General features: G+C 41.8%; 6 protein-coding genes. 4 read left to right on the forward strand and 2 right to left on the reverse strand.

Annotated features, from left to right (window positions below):
* Positions 1-214: 214 nt before the first annotated feature.
* The 4 genes from nadC to H6G08_RS31990 all read left to right on the forward strand — a co-directional run bounded on the left by nadC (position 215) and on the right by H6G08_RS31990 (position 6572).
* Positions 215-1084 carry a carboxylating nicotinate-nucleotide diphosphorylase gene (nadC, locus tag H6G08_RS31975; RefSeq protein WP_190550547.1) on the forward strand — a complete coding sequence of 290 codons (870 nt, stop codon included), beginning with the start codon at positions 215-217 and terminating at the stop codon, positions 1082-1084.
* 37 nt (positions 1085-1121) lie between these two features.
* Complete coding sequence (locus H6G08_RS38590; protein WP_190550549.1) at positions 1122-2438, forward strand: ankyrin repeat domain-containing protein; 1317 nt, start codon at positions 1122-1124, stop codon at positions 2436-2438.
* A gap of 330 nt (positions 2439-2768) precedes the next feature.
* Positions 2769-4487, forward strand: a complete 1719-nt coding sequence (locus tag H6G08_RS31985; RefSeq protein ID WP_190550552.1) for a diflavin flavoprotein — start codon at positions 2769-2771, stop codon at positions 4485-4487.
* Positions 4488-4859: 372 nt separating this feature from the next.
* Positions 4860-6572 (forward strand): diflavin flavoprotein, encoded by a 1713-nt coding sequence (locus H6G08_RS31990; protein ID WP_190550554.1) that lies wholly within the window; start codon positions 4860-4862, stop codon positions 6570-6572.
* Positions 6573-6637: 65 nt separating this feature from the next.
* On the opposite strand, the gene H6G08_RS31995 is transcribed toward H6G08_RS31990, so the two are convergent.
* Both H6G08_RS31995 and H6G08_RS32000 read right to left on the reverse strand, forming a co-directional pair.
* Positions 6638-7720, reverse strand: a complete 1083-nt coding sequence (locus H6G08_RS31995) for a hybrid sensor histidine kinase/response regulator (RefSeq protein ID WP_190550556.1) — start codon at positions 7718-7720, stop codon at positions 6638-6640.
* 12 nt (positions 7721-7732) lie between these two features.
* Positions 7733-15799, reverse strand: coding sequence for a PAS domain S-box protein (locus tag H6G08_RS32000; RefSeq protein ID WP_190550558.1), 8067 nt, complete (start codon positions 15797-15799; stop codon positions 7733-7735).
* Positions 15800-15958: the final 159 nt, after the last annotated feature.

Below are 15958 nucleotides of genomic sequence, written 5' to 3' on the forward strand. Positions count from 1 at the left end.
TCAAACTATAATATTTTCAAGGTTCGGTGTCCCTGACAACGCCGCTTTTTGCGCTCCGCTCTCAGGCACTTATCCAATATATCTACCCATACCGGGTTTGTCAACATGTTTGGCAAAAATATTTTTGACTTGGTTTTGTCCTCTTCTCATCCTTGCCCTGTAAGGCTTTTACGCTATAGTATCCGGAGGAAGTTGAGAAGGAAGTCATAAAGTTGTGAGCAATTTTGGTGTGTTGCCACCTTGGCTGGTTTTAGATCCATTATTAAATAATTGGTTGTTGGAGGATATTGGTCGAGGCGATCGCACAACAAACAGCCTACTAGCTAAGGATGTGACGCCAGGAACAGCTAAATGGATAGCGAAAGCTCCAGGGATTATTGCGGGGTTACCTATTGCAGCTAGGGTATTTCAGCTTTTGAATGAAAAAGTTAGCTTTGCGCCGATGACAGATGAAGGTGCATGGTGTGAACCAGGAGAAGTGGTAGCAGAAATTCATGGTGCGTTGGATGCGCTGTTGATGGGGGAAAGGGTGGCGCTGAATTTGGCTATGCGGTTGAGTGGGATTGCAACTCTCACTAATAAATATGTAGAACAAATTGCGGATTTACCTGCGCAGTTGGTGGATACGCGCAAAACTATACCGGGGCTGAGGTTGTTGGAAAAATACGCAACGGCTGTGGGAGGGGCGATTAATCATCGTATGGGGCTGGATGATGCGGTGATGATTAAGGATAATCACATTGCGGCGGCTGGGGGAATTGGCGAAGCAATTACGCGCATCCGTTCGCAGATACCTTATCCGCTCACAATAGAGGTAGAGACGGAAACTCTAGAGCAGGTGAAGGAAGCGCTAGAGTATAAAGCTGACATTATTATGTTGGATAATATGTCTTTAGATATGATGTCTGTTGCGGTGGAGTTGATTCGCCAAGAATATAGTCACATTAAAATTGAAGCTTCAGGTAATGTGACTTTGGACACGATTCGGACTGTGGCGCAAACGGGTGTGGATTATATTTCTAGTAGCGCGCCGATTACACAGTCTAAGTGGTTGGATTTGAGTATGAAGATTCCACTTAAATAAACAACAATAGTCGCATTTGCTTAAGATTATGGCGTTTGTGGATAAAATCACAACTGAACAACAATCTTTAATGCCAATTTACCGCGACAAGTGGCATGACATAGCATTTTCGACGAATAGAATTAACCCTCAAGAGGCTATGGAAGCAGTTCAATCTGTCTATGAATTGCTAAAACTACCAACCCCAGAGATTCAATTATTTGATAGTTTATATGCAGCAGCGATAGCAGCAAAACCACTATATAAACGTCCTTATTTCACTGAAGATGGTTCAGCACATGCAACCAAATTAATAGGGAAGCTGCACGATAAATTGTATATTAATAACGAAAATGCTATTGGTCATTGGGATGAATTTATTAATTCTCAATTGCGCGTGGATGGAAATTCGGAATTAGACAGGCAGTTATCAGAAAGTTTAAAGGATTACTTTTTAGAAGGTAAATCGCAATCATTTTCATCTAGCTATGACTTTTATTGGTTTGTGCCACTCCACTCGTATGCTTGTAAAGGTGGATTATTCGATTTTCATTTTTCTGTGGTAAATCATAGGCTATTTCAGCCTTATGATGAATTTGCTTGGAAAGTATTTCAAAAACTGGTTAAATCTTGTGCTTGGATTATTCCTTTTGAGAAAATTTGTTTAGTTTGCGATCGCCCGACTCAGTTCTTGTTTAATTCAGAAAATATACTTCATGCAGAAGGAGAAGCGGCGGTTAAATTTATTGATGGTAATGGGCTTTATTCTTACCACGGTGTAACGCTGCCAATAGAATATGAACAAATGCAACCTCATCAATGGCAACCATTGTGGTTATCAGAAGAAACTGATGCAGAACTAAAACAAATTCTAGTTCGAGCTATTACCAGCAAATCTGATAACTATAAAATCCGCTATTTTCAAGAAGCTTTAGAAATGGCTGCCCGCTTGGGAAGGGTGAATATTGTTCAACAAATATTAGCAATCCAAAAGTTTGATGGACATTCTCTATCTAATACTCTTGCTCATGGAGTCTGGAGTAAAGATATCAAAATTGTAGAGGTTTTGATTGCGGCTGGTGCTTACTTAAATCTCCGCACAGATTGGGGACCACCTTTAATTGCTGCTGCTAGAACCGGAGAAGTGAGGATTGTTCGTTACTTGGTAGAAGCAGGTGCAGATCCAAATCTCTGGATTGACTATGATGGATACATGAGTCCACTTTCAGTAGCAGTCTATGAAGGGAATCAGGAAGTTTGTGAATACCTGCTTCCTTTAATTACAGATTCGCAAGAAATTGAATATGCCGAACGAGAATTACCAAAAGCGGTTATTCGCAAACAGCGACGAGAAAATAAATCCTTAGAAAAGTAAGTAATAACAACAATAAAAAATTAAAGCTAGATACATCGGCATAAAACTTTATGCTTTTTGTTACGAAATGATTTGCAAAATGCAAATGATATGTATGATAAGTTTGGGATTTTAAATTAGGTCAATAAATATCAATATTTAATAATTGATACCTAATAAAAATATGAGATTTTTAGGATATTTTTGGAGTTAAAAAATATGCTAGAAAAGAGCAACAATTGCTACAAGGCGATTTTTACAAAAACTAATCTTGATTACAACTTCAAGAGACAGTTATAGGGACAATGGAGGCAGACAGAAATATTGTTGTTTTGCGCTCGGAGACGAATAATGGTAGCGATCGCAGAGAACGTTCAGCATCGGCTAACTATACAAACTGTAGAAATTGCCCCTAACACAACGGCGATTCGCTCTCTTGATTGGGATCGCGATCGCTTCGATATCGAATTCGGACTGCAAAATGGAACGACTTACAATTCCTATCTAATTAGGGGTGAGCAAACAGTTTTAATTGATACTTCTCACCAGAAGTTTCGCGAACTGTATTTGGAAACGCTCAAAAGTCTGGTAAACCCTAAGACTATTGATTACATTATTGTCAGTCACACAGAACCAGATCATAGCGGTTTGGTGGAAGATGTGCTGCAATTGGCTCCGAGAGCGACTGTTTTAGCATCGAAAATTGCATTGCAGTTTTTAGAAGGCTTGGTTCATGATCCTTTTTCTAAGCGGATTGTCAAAAGTGGCGATCGCATAAATATTGGTAAAGGACATGAAATTGAATTCGTGAGTGCGCCAAATCTGCACTGGCCTGATACTATCTTTAGCTATGACCGCAAAACCGAAGTTATCTATACCTGCGATGCTTTCGGGATGCATTTCTGTGACGATCGCACTTTTGATGAAGATTTAGAAGCAATCGAAGCTGACTTTAGATTTTATTATGATTGCTTGATGGGGCCAAATGCCCGTTCGTTGCTGAATGCAATGAAGCGGATGAAGGATTTAGGGAACATTAAAATTATTGCCAACGGTCACGGGCCTTTACTTTATCATCATTTGGATGTTTTGACCGAGTGTTACCAAAGTTGGAGCCAAAGACAAGCTAAAGCAGAAACCACTGTAGGTTTGTTTTATGTTGCTGAATATGGCTATGGCGATAAGCTGATTCAAGTGATTGGTGAGGGAATCCAAAAAACTGGGGTGGGAATCGAAATGATCGATCTCAGTTCTGCGGAAGCCCAAGAAATTCAGGAACTTGCAGGACGGGCGGCAGGTATTATTATTGGTATGCCACCAACTACTAATGCTGCGGCTCAAGCGGGAATTAGTTCGTTGTTGGCGGTGGCTAATAGCAAGCAACTGGTGGGATTATTTGAGTGTTACGGTGGGGATGATGAACCCATTGATACCCTGCGGCGCAAATTTATCGATTTGGGAGTGAAGGAAGCTTTTCCGGCGATTCGGATTAAGGAAACTCCTAGTGCGTCTACATATCAGCTATGTGCAGAAGCTGGTACGGATTTGGGACAGGTGCTGATGCGCGATCGCAATATCAAGCAAATTAAGTCCCTCGACGTAAATATGGAAAAAGCGTTGGGACGGATTAGTAGTGGACTATATATTGTCACTACGAAAAAAGGTAATGTGAGTGGTGCGATGCTGGCTTCTTGGGTAAGTCAAGCAAGTTTGCAACCTTTAGGATTTACCATTGCTGTAGCTAAGGATCGCGCGATTGATTCTTTGATGCAAGTAGGCGATCGCTTTGTGCTGAATGTTTTAGAAGAAGGGAATTATCAGGAATTGAAGAAGCAGTTTCTCAAGCGCTTACCTCCTGGTGCTGACAGATTTGCTGGTGTAAAAACGCAAACAGCAAAGAATGGTTCCCCAATTCTGACAGATGCGTTGGCTTATATGGAATGTGAGGTACAAAGCAGCATTGAATGTAGCGACCACTGGATTTTATATTGCACTGTCGAAGAAGGTCGTGTATCTAAATCTGATGGATTGACAGCTGTTCGTCATCGCAAGGTGGGTAACTACTACTAAAGCTGATACCAATTTTGTATCTATCATCTCTTCACTCTGTGTCCTCTGCGTCTCTGTGGTTTTAATATTTTTTGAACCGCAGAGTACGCAGCGAAAAGTCTGATCGCCGGAAGCCGGCGATGGCTTCTCCCAAGGGGAGACGCTGCGCGAACGCCAACGTCTTCGACGAACAGAACTTTTCAAGACAGAGAGCGCAGAGAAGAGAAGAGATTAAGCTGTCCTCTCATCTGTTTTTGCTATCTCATATATGAGAAGGATTTCATTCAGCAAATGAGATTCGCAAATCCCTTCATTCATGTTTTTGAATTAGCTAAAAACTGGGTAAATAGTACCCGGTTTTTCCAAGTTTTTGATAAACATAACCGGAAATCTATGAGCAATTCCAAACCCCGTGACATCCAAATTTTGCCGATTGCGACAAATACTCAGGTTCTCAGAGCGCGTAGTTGGTCACGTTTGCGGTTTGAAATTGAATATGCGCTCTCAAGGGGAACTACTTCCAATTGCTATTTAATTGCAGGTGATAAAACTGCGATTATTGACCCACCTGGAGAGACTTTCACAGAAATTTATTTGCCTGCATTACAGCAGACATTGAATTTAAAAAAGTTAGATTATGTAATTTCGGGTCATTTTAATCCTAACAGAGTGGCAACTTATAAAGCTTTGTTGGAGTTAGCACCGCAAATTACTTTTGTCTGTTCGCTTCCGGGTGCTGCTAATTTACGCGCTGCTTTCCCTGATGACACTTTAAATATTTTGGTGATGCGGGGGAAAGAGACTTTAGATTTAGGTAAGGGTCATGTTTTAAAATTCTTCCCGACTCCGAGTCCGCGCTGGCCGGAAGCGCTTTGTACTTACGACCAACAAACGCAAATTCTCTATACAGATAAGCTATTTGGCTCTCATATCTGTGGGGATGAGGTGTTTGATGACAATTGGGAAAGCTTCAAGGAAGACCAGCGATATTATTACAACTGTTTGATGGCTCCTAATGCATTGCATGTAGAAGCAGCTTTGGAGAAAATCTCGGATTTGCAGGTGAGAATGTATGGGGTTGGTCACGGGCCTTTGGTGCGTAGCAGTTTAATTGAACTGACCAAATCCTATGGCGAATGGAGCCACGCCCAAAGAACTAGAGAAATCTCTGTCGCGCTGCTGTATGCTTCTGCCTATGGCAATACGGCAACTTTAGCACAGGCGATCGCACTAGGATTAACTAAAGGCGGAGTGGCGGTTAAATCGATTAACTGCGAATTTGCGGAACCGGATGAAATTCGTACTACTTTACAAGAGTGTGATGCATTTATTATTGGTTCCCCGACAATTGGGGGTCATGCACCTACCCCTATTCATACCGCTTTAGGTATTGTTCTCAGCGATGGCGATAACAATAAATTAGCGGGTGTATTTGGTTCCTATGGTTGGAGCGGTGAAGCCTTTGATTTAATTGAAGGTAAACTGCAGGATGCTGGTTATAAATTTGGTTTTGATACCCTCAAGGTGAAGTTTAAGCCGGATGATGTAACTCTGAAATACTGTGAAGAACTCGGTACAGATTTTGCCCAAACTATCAAAAAGGCGAAAAAAGTGCGCGTACCCCAACAAGCTGCGACTCCTTTAGAACAAGCTGTAGGGCGAATCGTTGGTTCTGTTTGCGTGATTGCGGCGAAGCAAGGAGAAGTTTCTACAGGAATGTTAGGTGCTTGGGTATCTCAAGCTACCTTTAACCCACCGGGAATTACCGTGGCGATCGCTAAAGAAAGAGCGATTGAATCTTTGATGTATCCTGGTGGTAAATTTACTCTCAATGTTTTAGAAGAAGGTAATCATCTGGAATACATGAAGCATTTCCGCAAATCCTTTGCGCCTGGGGAAGATAGATTTGCTAACTTTAGTACGGCAATTGCGGATAATGGTTGTGTTGTGTTGACAGATGCGATCGCTTATTTGGAATGTTCAGTTAGTCAGCGTCTAGAATGTGGCGATCATTGGGTAGTTTATGCGACTGTAGATAACGGTAAATTACTCAAGCCTCATGCGGTAACTGCTATTAACCACCGCAAAACAGGTTCTCATTATTAATTAGGATTGTTCATGGTGCGTTGTTTTATGAAACAACGCACCTGACTATGAAACAATAAAAAATTTTAAAATAAATCTTTTAATAAAACTGTAAAAATACTACCTTGGGGATGATTTTCTTCAACAGTAATAGTACCGTGATGAGCTTCAATTGCCATTTTACAAAAAGCTAATCCTAAACCAATTTGCGAAACTTCTTGCATTAAACTGCCAACTTCATACTTTTCAAAAATGCGTTGGCGGAGTTCCTCAGGTACTCCCCGTCCGTAATCCATCACTTGAACTTTAATAATTCCTGGCTCTAAATATTCGGCTTTGAGAATAATTTGAGAATGGGATGGTGAAAATTTAATTGCATTGGAAAGCAAATTATCTAATACTCGGCGGAAGATAGCGGAATCTACTTTAATGATGCGGCTGATTTCAGGTAAATCACTTACTAAGGTGAGATGTCTTTGAGTAGCGATCGCTTCCATATCTGTCACGGCTGATAGACAAATTTGCCCTAAGTCTATTTCTGTATAGTTAAGAATCATTTTGTCTGATTCTAACTTAGCCATGAGTAATAAGTTATCAATTAACGATTGGAGTTGTTGCACAGCAATGCCAATTTGCTCTAGCTTACGCTGTTGTTTGTCTGCTGTTAGTCCCGACAGTTGGAGAATCTCGGCTGATAGCACGATACTAGCCAAAGGATTGCGTAAATCATGGACAATCATGTTTACCATATCTTCTCGCAGTTTTAGCAAGGCTTGCAGGTTGTCGTATTGCTGTTTAATCCGCAACATGGAATTAACTCTAGCTCTTAATTCCACACCATTGACTGGCTTACTAATAAAGTCGTCTGCGCCTGTAGCTAAACATTGAGCTAAATCTTCTTTCGTCGTTAATGCTGTCACCACAATAATTGGCACTACCCGCCATTGAGGATCGGCTTTAATCCGCCGACACACTTCCATGCCATCGAGATCGGGCATCATAATATCGAGTAAAATCACATCAGGTTGAAAACTACTGAGCCGCTCGAGAGCTTGTCTACCGCTAGGCGCGTAGTAGAGACAGTAGTTTTCTCCATCTAGCAATGTTTCAACAACATCGAAGTTATCCGGTTCATCATCTATTACCAAAATAGTGGGTTGATTTTGCATGAATAATTTTTTTTACTTTGCTAATAGTTGTTGAATTGCGATCGCTAGTTGTTTTAGTTTGACGGGTTTGGTTAAATATTCATTGGCTCCTGCGGCTAAACACAGTTCGCGATCGCCTGACATTGCTAAGGCTGTTAAGGCAATAATTGGTATATGCATCAGTTGTGGTTCTTGTCGGATGCGTCGCATCGCTTCTAATCCGTCGATTCCAGGCATTTGAATATCCATTACAATTAAATCAGGTAGTTGAGATTTGGCAAAATCAATGGCTTGTTGACCATTTTTGGCTAATAACATCCGGTAGCCTCGGCTTTCAAAGTAGCCAGACATGGTATCAATATTGGCCTGGTTATCTTCTGCTAATAAAATTAAAGGCGAGGCTGCATCTGTTAAGTTTTCTTCCATAGACGCACATTGCACTGGAAGAAACAGATGTTGGACTTTTTCTATGGTTGACTGAAACTGAGCGCGAGTAATAGGTTTAACTAAATATTCACAAGCGCCATTCACCATTCCTTTGGTACGTTCGTCCACTACGGAAATGATAATGACAGGAATATCTTTAGTTTTAGGGTTGGTTTTCAGTTGATTGAGTAAGTCCCAACCTGACAGATCTGGCAATTGAATATCCAAAAAGATTATAACAGGCTGCACTCGCAACACTTCATCAACTACTCCTTGGCCTTGGGAATAGACAATGGGTTGCATTTCCATTTCCTGAAGATAGCGAGTAATTTGTTCAGCTGCTGGCACTGAATCTTCGATAATGAAAACAGGAGAATTAGCCCCAGCTAAACGACAGGTAGACGATGTTGTTTTGACTTGATTGCTGGGAGAATTAATTCCTGGTTTATAGGGTATGTGAATAGTAAAACAACTTCCTTGATTAACTTCACTACCTACGGAAACTATTCCTCCATGCAAAGACGCAATTCTTTGAACTAGCGCTAATCCTAAACCTGTGCCAGAATATTGACGATTGAAACTGCTGTCAAGTTGGACAAAAGGTTGAAATAGTTTGCTGATATTGTCGGCGGCAATTCCAATCCCATTATCAATGACACTAAAACAAAGCTGCGGAACTTGGGCAAAATTGGATTCTGGGGGTGAAGATTTCCAGGAAGTGTTGTATATTCTTGTATCCGATATTACTTTATCTGGTGTTACCACTTTAACTTCTAACGTGACTGAACCGCCATCGGCAGTAAATTTCACAGCATTGGTGAGTAAGTTAATCAGTACCTGACGCAAGCGGCGATCGTCTGCTTGAATGTAGCCTATATTACTGGCAATAGTGGTATTCAGACTGATGTTTTTCTTTAAAGCCATTTGTTTAATAAAGCCCATACTCGCATCGCAAAGACTGCTAACTGAGACTTCACTCAATTGCAGTTCCATTTTCCCAGATTCGATTTTAGATAAATCTAAGATGTCATTAATCAGTTCTAAGAGATGTTTACCACTGCGCTCAATTGTAGCGATCGCTTTTGCTTGGCGTTGATTGAGGACACCAAAGACACCTTCTTGAAAGCCTTCCGACATACCGAGAATAGCATTCAGGGGGGTGCGTAGCTCGTGGCTCATGTTGGCGAGGAATTCATCTTTCAGGCGAGTGGCGCGCGCTAATTCTTCATTAGTCTGTCGTAATTGTTCTTCAGCTTGTTTGCGATCGGTAATATCTTCGTAGGAACCGAGAATACCGATGACTTCGCCTGCACTATTAGTTAAGGGAACTTTACTCGTGCGCAACCAGATTAACTCGCCATTGACATTGCTGGTTGGTTCTTCATAACCCAGTTTGGCAGTTTTGGTTTGCATCACCATTGCATCATCTGCACGGTATAAATCTGCCCATTTTGCCCAAGGTAACTCTGCATCAGTTTTGCCGATAATATCTGCTGGTGTCAATTGATAATCTTGGGCAAAACCGGGATTACAACCAAGAAACCGCGAATTTCTATCTTTCCAAAAGACACGTTGGGGAATGGTATCAAGTATCAAGCGCAACATTGTGCGCGATTCTTCTAGTTCTTTTTGGGCTTGTTTACGTTGCGCAGCTTGCTGACGAGCATCGCTAATATCAAATAAAGTGGCTCTGTTATATAAGTAGTTACCATGAGCATCCTTCACGGCAGTAGCACTAATTAGTACTGGTAAAATGCTGCCATCTTTACAAACCATGTCATATTCTAGGTCTTTTACCCAGCCCCTTTCTTTGAAGGTGGGATAGTTGGTGATAAAAGCTAAACGGCTGCTTTCTGTAAAGAAGTTTACTAAAGGTTGTCCTAGCATTTCCTCGCGGTTATAGCCCAACAATTGCAGCTCAGTTTCGTTAACTTTAATCAAACAGCCTTCGCTATCGAGAGAATGGTAGCCACAGGGAGCATTATTATATAAATCTTCTACTTCCCGAGCATAAAGCATGATGGCTTCTTCAGCTTGTTTGCGATCGCGCATATCAAACATGCTAGAACGGCTAAACAGGTAAGTACCATCTTCACTCTTGACAGCAGTGGCATTGAGCAGCACTGGTAAAATGCTGCCATCTTTACAAACCATTTCAAATTCTAAATCTTTTACCCAACCGCGCTGTTTAAATTTAGGAAATTGGTGCTGAAAAACTGCGCGACTGGTTTCTGTGAGAAAATCGGTAAATGGTTTGCCGATGATTTCTTGATATGTGTAGCCTAACCATTGCAATTCTGTATGATTGATATTGACAAAGCGACCATCAGCATCCACTGAATGGTAGCCGCAAGGAGCATTGTTGTAGAGATCTGCCAGTTCGCGGGTATATATTGCTAGTACCTGTTCCGATTCTTTGCGATCGCTAATATCTGTAATCCGCACTAAATTTAGGTTACGTTCAGCTACAGTAATTTGTTTAGCGGCGATATTCCCCCAAAAATACTTACCGCGACTTGTCACATATTCTATTTCTCGGCTCCAAAAACCTTTTGATTGCATTTGTTCAACAATGTCAACTAACTCCTCCACTGAGAATGGATGGCGTTGGAGTTTACGTCCTTCGATCCCGATTAATTCGACTTTATCAGCTACCTCAAACAGTTCTACCGCCCGCCGATTACAATCTAAGGTCAGTAGTGTTTCTGGATCGACTAAAAATAAAGCATCGGTAGATTCGTTAAAAATCACATCGCGCAATTGTTGTTGTCTTACTAGTTCCTCTTCGGCAAGTTTGCGACTGGTAATATCCGTAAGTGTACCGATATAACCAATAATATTGTTGTTGGGGTCAGTTTCTGGTAAAGTTTGGATGTAGAACCAGATGATGCTACCATCTGGGCGCAAACATCTGCCTTCATTCTGGTAAATTACGTTTTGCACACAAGCATCAGACCAAGCTTTCACCAAGCGATCGCGGTCATCTGGGTGCAAAGTATTTACCCATCCCATTCCGCTTGCCGTCTGTGCTGTTCTACCTGTCATTTCACACCAGCGATCGTTGACGTATATACAGTTACCATCAACATCAAAACGGAAAATTGCTACTGGTGAAGCTTCTGCTAAAGTTGCATAGCGGCGTTCGCTTTCCCGCAGGGCTTCTTCTATTTGTTTGCGCTCGGTAATGTCATAGTTAATACCCACCATTCTAATAGGATTACCTTGGCGATCGCGTTGTACTAAAGCTGCTGCTTTAATAAAGCGGACGCTACCATCAGGATGAATGATACGAAATTCTAGCGCAAATTCCTTTTCTCCCCGCAAAGCCGCTTGAATGCTAGCGTGGGCTTGGGCGACATCTTCAGGATGGAGCGCATCGATCCAATCTTGATAGCGTAAAGCCATTGGCGATTTTTGCATTCCATACAGTTCATACATCCGCTCATCCCAGTACAGGTGATGCATTAAATCCCAATCCCAAGTGCCGATCGCTCCCGATCGCAGTGCTAAAGTTAAGCGATGAGAAATATTTTGCAACTGTTCTTCAATATGTTTGCGATCGCTGATATCTTTATGAGTGCCTACCATGCGCACTGGAAGATTATGGCGATCGCGAGTTACAACTTTGCCATAATTAGCAATCCATTTCCACTTACCAGACTTGGTTTGCAATCGATAGTCAAAGGCGTAAGGTGCATTGCTGTTTTGGAGATGGTCGTTGAGCAATTCCATCACCCAGGGTTTATCTTCAGGATGAATCAGCGACTCCCAGGTACTTACATCATTGGCTAGCTCGTTTTCTTCATAACCGAGCATTTTCAGCCAAGTAGGACTTAAATATAGCTCTCCTGTGGAGATATTCCAGTCCCACAGCCCATCACCAGACCCCTCTAAGGCTAGCTGTAATCTTTCTTGGCTGACGCGCAGAGCTATTTCCGCTTGTTTACGTTCGGTAATATCCATGACAGTACCAATTAAACGGCTAGCTCTGCCATTTTCATCAAATATGACTTCTCCCCGCGATAATAAATGAATTAACGTTCCATCTGTGCGGTAAGCGCGATATTCTTCTTTGTAGGATAGTCCGTATTTCAGGGTTTGTTGCACCAATAAATCGTGAATAATTCGATCTTCGGGATGCATCATCTGGCGAAAATCGTCGTAGCTGGGTTCACCCACAGCCGGATCGCGGCGGAAAATGCGAAACACTTCTTCTGACCAAGTAATTTTTTTACTATTAAACTCAAATTCCCAACTACCTAAATTGGCAATTCTTTGGGCGACTGTTAGGTGAGCAGTTTTTGTCCGCAATTGTGCTTCGAGATGTTTGTGCTGGCTAATGTCTTTAGCAATACCCAACAGTCCAATTGTTTGGCCTGTAGCATCGCGCAGGGCTGTAAGTGATAGCAGCACGGGAAAGTGCGAGCCATCTTTGCGGATATAAGTCCATTCCTGTTCGTAGTTTTGTTTTTGTTGGCTAATAACCGTGAAAAGTTCTAAATTTGGGGCAATTTCCTGACCTAATTGCCATGAAAGGGCGGTGGCTCGCTGCTCCATTTCTGCGGGATCGTGAAATATCAAGGGACTGAGGCGACCTACCACATCTTCTGCTGTGTAACCGAGCATCTTTTCGGCTGCTGGGTTGAAAATTTGAATAATTCCTGCTAGGGAAATAGAAATAATGGCATAATCGCTACATGCCAAAATCGCTTGTTGCAGTCTGCTAATATTTAACAGATCGGCTTCGGCGGCTTTGCGTTCGGTGATATCTGTACCAGAACCTGCTATACGGATTGCTTTTCCGGTTTCATCCCACAATGCTTGCCCGCGATCTAATATCCAAATATAAGAACCGTCTTTGCATTTAAATCGGTATTCTTCGCAGAATAAAGGTGATTTACCTGCTAGATGCTCTGTCAGTGCTTGTAAGACGCGATCGCGATCTTCGGGATGAATTTGGTTTGCCCATTCCTCTAAGTTGTAGTCAATCTCATGTTCGCCAAAGCCGCGCATTTCTTTCCACCGCGCTGACAGAAAGATTTTACCGGTTTTCAAATTCCAATCCCATATTCCGTCATTGCTTCCCTGTACTGCTAAATGCCAACGTTCTTGACTTTCTGTTAAAGCGGCTGTGCGTTCTTCTACTCTGGCTTCCAGTTCGTGATTTAGCTGTTGTAATGTTTTCTCTGCTAGAATTCGCTCGGTAATATCGATACAGGAACCCATATAACCTAAAAATTCACCTTCATGGGTAAATCTGGCAACTCCTGTATCTAAAACCCAGCGATACTCGCCATCATACCTCCGCAGGCGATATTCCATTTGGAAATTTTGCCGCGCTTCAAAGGCATTGACATAAGTATCAAAACAAGTTTGCAAATCGTCAGGATGTACCCCTTGCGCCCAACCATGACCGATTTCTTGGTCTAAAGTGCGTCCTGTAAAGTCTAGCCAAGTTTTGTTGAAATAATAACAGAGTTTGTCTGTCCCAGAAATCCAGATGAGAACGGGTGCGTTGTCTGCGATATTGTGAAATCTGGCTTCACTTTCTCTTAGGTAAGCTTCTGTTTGCTTGCGATCGGTAATATCTAAATCAATACCCATCATTCGGGTAGGATTACCGTTGTCATCATAAAAAACTCTGCCTCTACCTATTGCCCAACGTAAATTACCATCGGGTTTCACAAAGCGGAATTCAATTTGATACTCTTGTTTTTCATAAACAGCCTGAGTAATTGCTTGTACAACTAAATCCCGATCCTGGGGGTAAATCATGCCGAGCACAGTTTCATATTTACCATTGAAGCTACCGGGAGCCATGCCAAAAATTCTTTCTAGGCTAGCAGACCAGTGAACTTCTCCGGTTAAAATATTCCAGTCCCAATTACCCATACCAGCTGCTTCTAAAGCTAGATGTAAGCGTTCTTCGTTTTGTCGTAAAGCGGCTTCTGTTTGGCGGTGCTGGGTGATATCTTCAATGACAGCAATGAAATAATTTGGTTTACCTGAGCGATCGCGCACTAAAGAAATTGTAAAGTTAACCCAGATAAAGGAATGATTCTTGCGGATATAGCGTTTTTCTCTTGAATAGGTGGAAATTTCACCAGCTAAAAGTTTCTCTATTCCGGCTAAATTTGCAGATAAATCTTCTGGATGGGTAATTTCTGGACAGGTTAAGTTATACAGTTCGGTGGCGGTATAACCGACAATTTCACAAAAACGCTGGTTAACCAGGATAAATTTGCCGTCTAAGGAGATATGGCTCATCCCCACAGCCGCTTGCTCAAAGGTACTGCGAAAGCGTTCTTCACTAGCCAGTAAATTCTCTTGTGCTTGTTTGCGATCGCTAATATCTGTTAACACACCCAGCATTCGCAGCAGTTTTCCCGATTCGTCGTAAACTCCTTGACCTTTTTCTGCTAGCCAATGAATGCTACCATCTCGCCACAATACTCGGTATTCCACTGTATAATCATTTTTTGTGGCGATCGCTTGACTAAATTCTCTAGCTACTAATTGCCGATCTTCTGGATAGATTAGGCTCAAGTGCTGCTTTGAGGTGAGCTTAAAGTCACTTTTGTCATAGTCAAAATAGCGAATTGTATTCTCGCTGAAAAATATTTCATTAGTGATGGGGTTCCATTCCCAATAACCAATATCAGTTAAATTCAGGGTGAGTTTGAGTTTGGCTTCGCTAAGTTGCAAGGCTGTGGCGGTGCGTTGACTTGCTTGTAATTGTGCTTGTAATTGCTTATTAGTATTAGCTTGCTGAATCGCGATCGCTATTTGCACTGCAACTTGCTCTAATAAATCTACCTCTAGAGCTTGCCAATTGCGGGGTGTAGAACATTGATGGACAATTAATAAACCCCATAATTCCTCAGCAACTACAATCGGTACTGCTAAATTGGCTTTGACTTCAAACTGTTCTAGCAGGTTTAAATGACAATTTGTTAAATGTGCTTGATTAATGTCATTAATTATGTATACCCGCCCTGGGAAATTTTCCCTAGCGCCTGATTGTTGTTGAAAGTAGGTATCTTGAATATGCTGACCTAAAGCTACTGTTCTACCAGGAACCACAGATTCGGCAACTATTTTGCCGCTCATATCCGGTTGAAATTGATAGACTAATACCCTATCGGTGACGAGAAACTGCCGTAATTCTGCAGTTGTCAAGCAAAGCAGTGCTTCTAAATCGAGAGATTGATGAATTCGCGAAGCGATCGCTGCAATTAATTGTTGTTGTCCTCGGCTTTTTTCTAACTGTCGAATTAGCTGTAGCCTTTCAACCGCGTAATCAATCTTACTGTAGAGGATTTCTGGTGTGAGCTTGTCTTTGAGCAGATAATCTTGTGCGCCGTTTTTCATCGCCCGAATTGCGATCGTCTCATTTTCTTGCTCTGTCAAAATAATTACTGTAGATTGAGTATTATTCGGTATTTCTTTAAATTGTTGCAGAAACTCAAACCCATTGGCATCGGGTAGGGAAAAGTCCAGTAAAACTATATCTGGTATCTCTTGCTGACACCATTGCATCGCTTCCTGCGCTCGATTAAACTCGACAATTTGATAGATATATCTGCTGTCTTCTTGTAATAGACGACGCAATTTCACCCGCTCCACGGTGCAATCATCTATGACAAGGATAGTGAGACAGGAAAGATGGCTCATAAATTCACAAATCCAAACGCGATCGCGTTGTCAACCAAATTTTACTGCGATAATCATCATCTTAGTAACTTGATAGTTACTTCGGCTCTCAAAGTTGGGAAGTTGCAATCAAAATTTGCAGGAAGATGAACTCAAGCTTTGTAGCATCTGTCACTTGTT

The organism is Calothrix anomala FACHB-343 (assembly GCF_014696435.1).
Classification (GTDB): domain Bacteria; phylum Cyanobacteriota; class Cyanobacteriia; order Cyanobacteriales; family Nostocaceae; genus Aulosira; species Aulosira anomala_A.